Source organism: Xenorhabdus beddingii (genome assembly GCF_002127545.1).
GTDB classification, from domain to species: domain Bacteria; phylum Pseudomonadota; class Gammaproteobacteria; order Enterobacterales; family Enterobacteriaceae; genus Xenorhabdus; species Xenorhabdus beddingii.
The window spans coordinates 17688-28128 of sequence record NZ_MUBK01000035.1 but is presented as its reverse complement, the minus strand read 5'-3'; the positions used below and the strand labels follow the sequence as shown (position 1 = coordinate 28128).

The 10441-nt window shown below is 42.9% G+C and carries 11 protein-coding genes and 1 pseudogene; 5 read left to right on the top strand and 7 right to left on the bottom strand.

Features of this window, described 5'->3' with window-relative positions:
- From Xbed_RS16595 to Xbed_RS16575, 5 genes and pseudogenes are all read right to left on the bottom strand, one after another.
- Window positions 1–447 (bottom strand): annotated as a pseudogene (locus Xbed_RS16595) (hypothetical protein); the annotation flags it as partial.
- Window positions 448–501: 54 nt separating this feature from the next.
- Window positions 502–630 (bottom strand): hypothetical protein, encoded by a 129-nt coding sequence (locus Xbed_RS20545; protein ID WP_279625537.1) that lies wholly within the window; start codon window positions 628–630, stop codon window positions 502–504.
- Entirely contained in the window at window positions 623–1114 is a 492-nt protein-coding gene (locus Xbed_RS16590) for a host cell division inhibitor Icd-like protein (protein WP_086113971.1), read from the bottom strand. The genes Xbed_RS20545 and Xbed_RS16590 overlap by 8 nt, the downstream gene beginning before the upstream one ends.
- 153 nt (window positions 1115–1267) lie before the next feature.
- On the bottom strand, window positions 1268–1822 hold the full coding sequence (locus tag Xbed_RS16585; RefSeq protein ID WP_086113970.1) for a YopT-type cysteine protease domain-containing protein: 555 nt from the start codon (window positions 1820–1822) through the stop codon (window positions 1268–1270).
- A gap of 1198 nt (window positions 1823–3020) precedes the next feature.
- A complete protein-coding gene (locus Xbed_RS16575) occupies window positions 3021–3209 on the bottom strand; it encodes an HP1 family phage holin (protein WP_479688288.1) in 189 nt (62 codons plus the stop codon).
- 166 nt (window positions 3210–3375) lie between these two features.
- Here Xbed_RS16575 and Xbed_RS19520 point away from each other — a divergent pair, with 166 nt between their 5' ends.
- Complete coding sequence (locus Xbed_RS19520) at window positions 3376–3558, top strand: hypothetical protein (protein WP_139837514.1); 183 nt, start codon at window positions 3376–3378, stop codon at window positions 3556–3558.
- A 314-nt stretch (window positions 3559–3872) separates the two neighbouring features.
- Here Xbed_RS19520 and Xbed_RS16570 read toward each other — a convergent pair whose 3' ends face one another.
- On the bottom strand, window positions 3873–4478 hold the full coding sequence (locus Xbed_RS16570; RefSeq protein ID WP_086113968.1) for a uracil-DNA glycosylase: 606 nt from the start codon (window positions 4476–4478) through the stop codon (window positions 3873–3875).
- A gap of 294 nt (window positions 4479–4772) precedes the next feature.
- Between Xbed_RS16570 and Xbed_RS16565 the strand changes: the two genes are divergently transcribed.
- The 3 genes from Xbed_RS16565 (at window position 4773) to Xbed_RS16555 (ending at window position 7442) form a co-directional block, all read left to right on the top strand.
- Window positions 4773–5114: an SH3 domain-containing protein gene (locus tag Xbed_RS16565; protein ID WP_086113967.1), complete on the top strand. Its 342-nt coding sequence runs from the start codon at window positions 4773–4775 to the stop codon at window positions 5112–5114.
- Window positions 5115–5225: 111 nt separating this feature from the next.
- A complete protein-coding gene (locus Xbed_RS16560; protein WP_086113966.1) occupies window positions 5226–6197 on the top strand; it encodes a threo-3-hydroxy-L-aspartate ammonia-lyase in 972 nt (323 codons plus the stop codon).
- Between the two features lie 105 nt (window positions 6198–6302).
- Window positions 6303–7442, top strand: coding sequence for a hypothetical protein (locus Xbed_RS16555; RefSeq protein WP_086113965.1), 1140 nt, complete (start codon window positions 6303–6305; stop codon window positions 7440–7442).
- Between the two features lie 111 nt (window positions 7443–7553).
- Here Xbed_RS16555 and prpR read toward each other — a convergent pair whose 3' ends face one another.
- Window positions 7554–9221: a propionate catabolism operon regulatory protein PrpR gene (gene prpR / locus Xbed_RS16550; RefSeq protein ID WP_086113972.1), complete on the bottom strand. Its 1668-nt coding sequence runs from the start codon at window positions 9219–9221 to the stop codon at window positions 7554–7556.
- 331 nt (window positions 9222–9552) lie between these two features.
- Between prpR and prpB the strand changes: the two genes are divergently transcribed.
- On the top strand, window positions 9553–10437 hold the full coding sequence (gene prpB, locus Xbed_RS16545) for a methylisocitrate lyase (protein ID WP_086113964.1): 885 nt from the start codon (window positions 9553–9555) through the stop codon (window positions 10435–10437).
- Window positions 10438–10441: the final 4 nt, after the last annotated feature.

Genomic DNA, 10441 nt, shown 5'->3' with positions numbered 1-10441 from the left:
TTCAATCGAAAAGACCTGCCCCAGATTCGCCAGCAACTGATAGCCCGTGCCATTGTGGGTATAGTGCGGGATGGGGGTATCCGTGTAAGGCGCATCCGGCACCGTGAAGGTCAGCCCGCTATGCGCCTGCAACCAGTCAACCATCTGGCGCAGGGTGGGATGCTGGAACGAGCACGGCCACGGGCGATCAAACACGCCGACCAGCTCACGTACAAACAGACGCTGATAACCGTTCTGGGCAGGCTGTGAGCGTTCCACATAGCCCGTGAACCAGCGCAGCAGCAAATCGGTATACCCCACATCGAGGCGCACCAGTTTTCCGGTGTAATCAGTGGTTGTCTCTGCCGTGATAAAGCCCCGGCCACAGGCTGACAGTTCCAGCATGAGATTGGCATCCACCAAGTGGATCTCATCACCGGATAAGTAAAGGCGGTTAAGGGGTTTCATTGGCCGCCCCTATATGATCATTAATCGGCTTTAAGACCTTGCGTTCAAACCAGCTTAATTTTTCCGGCCCTTCCTTACCTCAGGATCTAAGCGCAAGAACTCCACGGCTTTAAGAAAGGCCGCGATAGGCTCCATCAGGTCCGCGGGGTGAGCGTAGATATTGGCTAATGAACGATCAGACATGGCGCACCTCCTGAACAGGTAAGCGGCCGGCAAAGAACAAAATAAAATCACGGAAAAGGACAGAACGGGCGTTGTGCTCGTCAGATGCAATAGTTGCTATACGGCTGGGGGCTGCGTCTAAATCAGCACGTCTGATGCTCAAGAACACGAATTTGAAGTGAGTTGGGGTAAGGATAGTCGCCATAGTTGCGATCTCCGATAACAGTTTTGAACTGTCACCACCAGAGGTCTCAATCTCTATGAGGGTGGTGACACAGACAAGGTTGAGACTACTGGTGTTATCGGAAACCAGCCAGCCCGAAAGCTGCCTTGAACGCGCCACCATTGAATACATATAGGCGAATTCCGCCTTAAATGGTAGGTGCAGTGGTGCAGTGACACAAAAAAAGACGCTTGGCGCGTCATGTGTCGCCGATAACTGATTCAGGGTCTCAATCCTGACACCAGATTTTTCTGGTGCAGGGTCAATATAGCCAAACTCCACTGGTTATGGATGCTTTTAACTTACTCCATTGGGGGGGCTGGACAGGCAGGGAGTTATTGTCGGGGAAGTGCTAATTCCGTTGAATTGATGGAATTACATTGCTGGTGGGTATTTGAGCAAGCTGCAGATATGCAGCTTGGGGGCAATGTGCGATTATGGCTTGTGGGTTGATACAATTGAGTGCACAAGAATGTAGTTACATGGCCTTGCAATCGCCCCTATTCCATCACGGTTAGGCCAATATCTTTCCTTAAACCATGCTCTAAGATTATGACGTGTCGGGAAATGGACGCAACCAAAATTAGGATCAAAAAAGTCAACACCATAGAAAGTTACTGCTAGCCCAATAGCATGATCTCCATACGCCAAAGCTTCATAACCTTCATGGACAGTGGCTAAGTTTTCTACAATGTTGTCTTCATCATAACGGCTTACATGCCTATGAGATAATCCGTTTTCATTAAGAAATTGCATACCATCCATGCTTTTTGCTTTAAGATTTTCAACTATTTTTATATAACTAGGAAGTTTTATATTTCCTGGGAATAGGTGAGACTTTCCTGATTTGTGCATCTTTACCCAAGCCATTACTAAACCACTACAGGCCCCATTTTGCATAGTCGAAGAGAAATTAAGGGGAAAATTCAGAGTTTGATTGAAGCGAAATACCCAATTTCCTTCAAATTCATCAGCATCTAATAACGGCATTTTTAAATATCCCCCATTCACTATGAGTTTAGTTTGCGTCAAAAAGGTTAAGGGTAAAAATATGTTAAAAACAGGGTATATGGGTTTAGCCTAATGTAAAGGGTTTTAAAAAGAGTTTTAGTAAAAATTCTGAACAGGCTCTATATTCCAGTGAATTAGATCGATTCCGGTAAAACGCCGGAATTAAAACTAACTATTTGATAATTTCGAAATCCTCCATTGGAGGAAGCCGGGCGATATGGGAATTCCCATATCGGCTCAAACTCTGAGTTTCAGGGTATTTTACCCTTATCAATGGGCTATCAGGTCAGGTAAAAGTTTTCCGCGACCCGATGAGCGGGTGGAGCCGTTCGCGCAGGTTATCGGGCAAGGGATAGGCTTTTTACTATGGAGCGCTTAATACTGAACTGTGCTTTTCTGCATAGTTACCGTGGAAGCCATAGATGAGGTCTATTTCTAAAGGTTCGTCTAAAACCTCCAGGCACCCGAGAATAAAACTTTCAGCCACCAGCATTCGCTTTCTGACTTCGCTCTCACTGAGCTTGAACTTTTCACATTTAAAAAATGCACTCAGTTTTGAGCATAGCGTATATAGACGGGCTTACTGACCTAAGCGGGAATTTCCGCTTAGCTCTGCCGACAAATCTGGCGGTAGCTCTTCAAACAGTTACAGTAGGCAAAAGGTATTGCTCATTTCCGAGGAGGGCTTTATCGAAGCGTCGGGACGTGTATACTAGGCGCTGTCCCGCCATTTTACTTAGTATGCATTTTTAGAATAGATATAACTATATAATAAATATAATATTTTATATTTATATATAAGGGACAGCGGGACACATAAAAATACTGTTTATAAATATGAATATACTACCTAAGCCCCTCCTCGGTTAAAAAGCAATCGTAAATATTTTTGGTAGTAGGTTTAGTAGTAAAAGACCAATAGTCAAAACATAAAAGCCATATTTATTAAATAGTTAAATACCCAGATCAAATTCCGCCAGCGCGGCTCTTTTTTCTAAGCACCTCATAATTCCCCCTCTGAGGTGTTTCTATTTGTAACAAAGTGTAATGAGGTGTAACAAAATACACACTTCTTTTGACCTCTTTTAGGTCTGATTTACCCCTCGGATCATTTCCACTAAAACACATATCGAAGAACGGTCACTTGTTGATTTTATTTATTTCCTGCATGGTGCAGTCATTCCGGTTCTCTGCCGGAAATAAGGGATATCAAGAAGTTAAAGAGGACAATTATCCCCTTTAGATAATTGGTTCCTATTGTGGACAGGATGCCGATAACAATTGCCCAGTCGTTTAATGACAGAGCGCCGAGCATTGCAGTGAATGCGCCCCATCCGTAGGCCGTGAGGCTTGTATATTTGTCCATGCGCATAATCCATCCCACTGACGGAGTGACCATTAGGTGAGTTAATAGGAAATACCGATATCGAATGGATATCAAATGGTTAGGTGCCGTCCCGGGCTAGCGACGGCAGATACGCAATGCGTAGCTTTTAGCAGGTATAACCCTGCGGGGTTTTAGATGTTAAATTGTGATCCTGCCATGCTGTCGGCTGGAATATGTAACCCAGCAACCCACCCAACACTTACGCGACAGTTGGCAGCCAGAAAACAAAAAGGCCACACCGAAGTGCAGCCGTGAAATTCGTTATCAATATCCTGTTATCCGTGATGAACGGGGGATGAATCCAATCCCCATCAGTAGTCAACTCTAAGTTGACTACTGACGTGTAGACAAACGCTGACTTCCTGCATTACGTCATGTCCCCGATGATCCATTTCATACATACTACAGTGGTTATTGATGAAGCCCAAATCAACGGAAATTTCGCTCTGCTTCCCTTAATTCCTCTTCTTGTCGCTTTATTATCCAGTAACGACCATTGCAGACCTTTTCTCTGCCTGAAACTTTTCCCTGCTACTAACCTACAGTGCAAGAAATCACCGGCTCAGGCCGATATTTTGCATTTTTGGCGCTGACTGTTCACGGTGAGTGACCAGTTAGGGCAAACCCATCACCAACTAGTCACTAGTTAATTGCCAGCAACCAGCGATCCGTAATGCTATCCCACATTGATCTATTGGTTGCCCTTACCTTAGGAGATGGATGTGCGGACACAATTATTTTCACTGGTTTCTGTTCAAGTAACGGAAAAGCTTTCTCTGCTTTACGACCAACCAACACGACTGTAGAAAGATTTGGTAGAAGTGCCAGCAAATTGGCAAGTTCGGATAAACCTGCTTTATTCTCGGCTGATGTCATCTTAATCGTCCCATTCCACCCGGGGATGGTATTCCATAGCACAGTACGCTTTCGTGGGATGCCTGCAGCGTTCGTAAAATTAAAAATAGCCTCGGCAGTAGCATCATTATTATCCCTTGAGATAAACCCTGAGCCGCCACGTTCCGGAGAGGTTTTTGGGCCTGGTTTTTCAAGTAAAAAAAGGATATCAGCACGCTGCCCGCCATCATGTGGATCAAAATAAGGGAATTGCCAGTCGGGATACTTGATCTTTAACCCTTCAACATACTTAGTAAGCTGTTCAATATGCGGTTCATACAACAAAGCGTTCTTTGCACTTACAGCAGCGGCAAAACGCAAAGATCGCGGGGACGAAAAATTATCAAATTGCATAGGGCACCCAATCAATTAATAATGAAAAATAATATTATTATTTATATTGTCATATAAAAAATAGATAAATCCTGTCACTGACAATTCTTATCAAACTTTCTATTGGCATACGTTTAGGTATACCCAACAAGTCTGAACTCGATTTTTATCAATTATTACAACAAATTAATTGATTTATTCAGATCCCCCAGCTCCACCAAATAAAACAAGGGAGTTACACGAAAGTGTAGCCTTTTTGTTTACCCAATGTCCACGTTGCGTCCAGTCAGAATAAAATGCATTCAGGAGTAAAAAATGCTGAAAAAAGGTATTGTAACCCATGATTATATCAGTGCTTATCCAAATCCCATTAAATTACAGGCCGGAGATATTGTTTCGGTAAGTTATAGTGATCTTGATTATCCTTATTGGATTTGGACGACTAACGCTTTAAATATCTGTGGTTGGGTTCCTCAACACATCTTACATTTTATTCCTCCTGATAAAGCAATCTGTAGTGAAAATTACACTGCTCATGAACTCACTGTTAAAGCGGGAGAATGCCTATATCTGGAAAGAACATTAAACGGTTGGTATTGGGCGCATAAAGACTCAGGAGAAATCGGTTGGATACCGCAAGAGTATATTAAACTTTAAAACGATCACAATGATGAGCGCTGTCTCAGTATGAACCTCAATATTATGATTATATGTTCCTGTTTAATCATATAAATAAAAATACGTTGCCGAGCACAGGAGGCTCACATAATGAAGTTTATGCCTGATTACAATGATATTTCTGAAGCCCATTCCCGTATCAAACCCTATATCAATAAAACCCCGGTTTTCACCTCAACGACTGTCAATGAAATGTTCGCCGCACAGGTCTACTTCAAGTGTGAAAATTACCAAAAAATGGGAGCATTCAAATTTCGTGGCGCCATGAATGCCTTATCCCAATTTAGTGATGAGCAGAAGAAAGCAGGCGTTATTGCGTTTTCATCAGGTAATCATGCACAAGCCATTGCGTTAGCGGCTAAATTATTGAATATCTCCGCGACAATTGTCATGCCTCAGGATGCTCCGCAAGCCAAAGTGACTGCGACCAAAGGTTATGGTGGTAAAGTGATTTTCTACAATAGATATACAGAAGATCGCGAAGAAATAGGTCGTCAATTGGCAGAAAAGCACGGTATGACACTGATTCCACCTTTCGATCACCCACATATTATTGCGGGTCAAGGTACGGCGGCTAAAGAATTGTTTGAAGAAGTCGGTGAATTGGATGCGCTGTTTATCCCCCTCGGCGGCGGCGGTTTACTGTCTGGCTCTGCGCTTTCTGCGGCCCATTTATCGCCAACCTGTCGAGTTTTTGGTGTCGAACCTGCGGCCGGCAATGATGGACAGCAATCGTTTAAAAAAGGTGAAATCATCCATATTGAAACGCCAAAGACGATTGCAGATGGCGCACAAACACAGCATTTGGGGCAGTATACTTTTACTCTCATTCGGCATTTGGTTGCAGACATTCTGACAGCCTCAGATGAAGAACTGATTGATGCTATGCACTTTTTGGCACAGCGAATGAAAACGGTCGTCGAACCTACGGGCTGTTTGGGTTTTGCTGCTGCAAAAGCAATACGAAAACACTTGAAAGGCCAACGTATCGGGATTATTTTAAGTGGAGGAAATATCGATATGAAACTATATGCGCAGTTACTGGCAAATAAAAACCAATAAGCTGTCATTTTTAACCCAATAATACCCAATGGATTTCAAGTTGCAGCCAACAAGCTGCAACTTGAAAAACGACAGACAGAAAAATTATCTCAAACAGGTGATACAATGGAAAAAAATATAATTATTGTTTATGGTTTGTTAGATTATCGAAAAAAATATTTGCTTGATATGAATGAAACTCAAGGCACTGATATTTATATCACCATGGATGACTTATTCGATAGTTCAAATATAATAGGAGTTAATTCATGCAGAGAGAACCTTACTATAATTACTAATTTTTTAATGAATAATGGAAAATCAGGATTTCTTAGAGAAGAAGATAAAAATCCCTTTGTTAATGATTTTTATCAGATGGTGAGAAATAGATTTTCAGAAGGAAATGAGGCCGTTTCAAAAACAATTAAAAAAAAGATAGACATAGATACAGTAAAATATTTATTACATAGTATCAGTGTTTTTTTCAGCGTACATTTAAATCAACCAAAGCAACTAAATCAACTCTCACTCAGTGCCACTTTAAATAGGAGAAAAGAAAATATAAGTAAGTCAGGAAACAGGAAAGAATATAAAGATTATAGAGCTGGATTTCTCACAAAAAACATGGAATATAACAAGTGCCGACATTTATATTCTAATGAAATATTAAAGAATAAGAAATATGACAAACGTTCTGGAGAAGGTTTTATTTCTCAATCTCGTTATGGTAATCATGACATTTTTAACCGGAATTATACCTCTGATATTTTTGACTCATTTGTTGAGAGTGACAAAAAAGGATTTGAGAAAATATCAAAATATATAGATTATAAAAATGAGCACTATAAGACAGCGACAAACGAAGATAAGGAAATGTTCAGTCACTGTGATTTAATAGGAAAATGTTTCTCTAGAGCTTTTATACGAAAATTAAGTAAAAAATCAATCGATTGGGCCGAGCAAGAAGCAAGTGATATAAAATCTCCGATAAAGAAAATCATCTTTTATATAGAGGATAACGCCCCCCCTGGATCTCTTGGAATTTATAATATGAATGTAGAAAACTTTCATCATAGATGGCGAAATAGCAACCCTTCTGATATTGGAAACCTTAAAAATCTCTTTCCGATCACTTACTCTGAGCTAAAATACGCTATCGAACTTATGCAAAGAAAACCCAATCACCATATCGAATTGGTTTCTGTGAATAAATCGAAGAAATCGAATAAATTTTCTTATGCACAAAAAATTTTCAATGATCTTTAATTCATGATGAATGGTAAAAAATGACTGCCCCCCTTTAATGACAGGCGAACGTTCAGACGCTCACCTGTCATTAAAAACCAGCCACAACGCAAAACTGAATTTTGTGGGTTCTCAAGATTCATAAGCCTCCTTTCCTGCCTGTTCTCGCTTCAATCTCCGCCATAACGTCGTGCGGCTAATTCCCAAATATTGGGCGGCAGCCCGTCGGTTACCTGAAAAGCTCGCGACAATATCATGCGCTGAAGGCACGCTTGCAATAAAAGAAGATGACTCAATCTGCGTGGTTTTCAGGCTGTTGTTGAGAGCACTGATATCAATCCGGCACTCTGGTGAAAGTGATAACATCAGCGCGGGTGTCAACGTTTGTTCAGGATGGGCACTTAAATACAGTGCTATCCGTTCCATCAAGTTGCGCAGTTCACGCACATTTCCCGGCCAATGATAGGACTGCAAGGCTTTATCACACGCAGCAAGCTCCCGTATTCTTGATGATGAAACTGATAAATTAAGTGCTGCAAATGCCCGTTGTAAGTATTCCATCGCCAGCAAACCAATATCGCTTCCCCTTTCCCGCAAAGCGGGGACGTTGATCCTCAAGACACTCAAACGGTAGAACAAGTCTGCCCGAAAACGCCCTTCTTTCACCCATGCATCCAAATCGCAATGCGTGGCACAAATGATGCGTACATCAACCGCAATGGGGCGATACCCTCCTACCCTGACCACAGATTTCTCTTCCAATACCCTTAATAACCGCGTTTGCAGCGGCAATGGCATTTCACCAATTTCATCCAGAAATAACGTTCCCCTATGTGCAACTTCAAACAATCCGGCTCGTCCGCCACGCCGGGAACCGGTGAAAGCCCCTTCTTCATAGCCAAACAGTTCAGCTTCCAGCAAAGATTCTGCAATTGCGCCACAGTTCACGGCCACAAATGGCCGTGACTGCTTGCCGGCCAGCCCATAACGCACGGTATATTCGTGATGAATGGCCTGAGCCACCAGCTCCTTTCCCGTTCCACTTTCTCCCTGAATCAGAACCGTAGCGGCCGAGCGGGAATACAACATAATCGTATTACGCACATGTTCCACCACCGCAGAATTCCCCCGAATATCACTGATCGTATGACGAGTACGTAACTTATCTTCCGTAGGATAAGGCGAAATCACCGCCTGATTTAGTCGGGTCATTTTGGCCATTTCCAGTGCATCTTGAAATGCCAGCCGGATGGAATCAGCAGAATAGAGGAAAATCCCCACCAGCCCCGATTCATAAGCAAGATCGGTAATCAACCCTGCCCCAACAATGACTTTGATTCCCATCGCTTTCAACGCATTTACCTGTTCTCTGGCGTCTTCTTCCGTCACATAGCTGCGTTGCTCAATGCGCAAATTGAAACTCTGTTGAAATTCTTCCAATACAGGCAGGGGATTTTGATAGGTAATGACGCCAATTCGGGAACTGATTTGCCGGGCACGCGCCAACGCCCGCATAAAATCAAATCCGCTGGCTTTCGCAATAATAACCGGTACGGATAAACGATTTTTCAAATATGCCCCATTAGATCCCGCACAAATCACGGCATCACAATGTTCTGTTTCCAGACGCTTGCGAATATGTTGCACTGCACGCTCAAAACCAAGCTGAATCGGGGTGATATCAGCCTGATGATCAAATTCTGGCGTAATATCGCGAAAAAGGTCGAAAAGCCGGGAAACGGAGACTGTCCAAATCACAGGCTTACCGTTGTCACGCTCATCGACATGTATTGGCGCCATACTTCCCCCTTGCTCTTTTTCAATGAATGCAGACCCACTTTTCAATGAATGCAGACCCACAATGTCCTCTAAATGTTTCATCATCCAAACATGAAACAAAAATGAAACATCAATGATTCAAAATGAAACAGGCACATATTATCATCCATAGCTCACGGATAACCACACCATCAATTAAAAACAGCATATCTAATTAATTTAAAATGAAAAAACAACATCGTCATGATGTTACTTACTGATATTAAACCTGATTTTTAATCTTTGGCATTAACCTTGCTTAAACCATAGAGGAATACAAATTAGTTTCATTTTAGTAACAGTGAGGTTATCTATGGCATTTTCTTCTGCAGGTTTAGCTTTTCGTCACGCAATAAAAGCCGAATCTCCGTTACAAGTGGTCGGAACCATCAATGCAAACCATGCATTGCTGGCGAAACAAGCAGGCTACAAGGCGATTTATCTTTCAGGCGGGGGGGTTTCAGCAGGCTCCTTAGGATTACCTGATTTAGGTATCTCTACGCTGGATGATGTCTTGACTGATATCCGCCGCATCACAGATGTGTGTGATTTACCGCTACTGGTGGATGCGGATATCGGGTTCGGTTCCTCAGCATTCAACGTTGCCCGCTCCGTTCGTTCTATTATTAAAGCAGGTGCGGCGGGTATCCATATTGAAGATCAGGTCGGTGCTAAACGTTGTGGCCATCGCCCGAATAAAGAAATTGTCGCCAAAGAAGAGATGGTAGACCGCATTAAGGCGGCTGTTGACGCCCGCACCGACGCGAATTTCGTCATTATGGCGCGCACTGATGCACTCGCGGTGGAAGGGTTGGATGCGGCGCTGGAAAGGGCGGCGGCTTATATCGAGGCGGGCGCAGATATGCTGTTTCCTGAAGCGATTACAGAACTGCATATGTATCAGGCATTCTCATCCAGAACTCAGGTGCCCATTTTAGCGAATATTACTGAATTCGGGGCGACGCCGCTTTTTACCATCGAAGAGTTGGGCAGCGTGGATGTTGCCATCGCCCTCTATCCACTATCGGCATTCCGGGCCATGAATAAAGCTGCCGAGCAGGTCTATACCGCTTTGCGCCGCGATGGCACACAAAAAAACGTCATCGACATGATGCAAACCCGTAATGAACTTTATGAAAGCATCAACTACTACGCTTTTGAACGAAAACTGGATGCCTTGTTTTCCCAGAAAAAATAGCAAA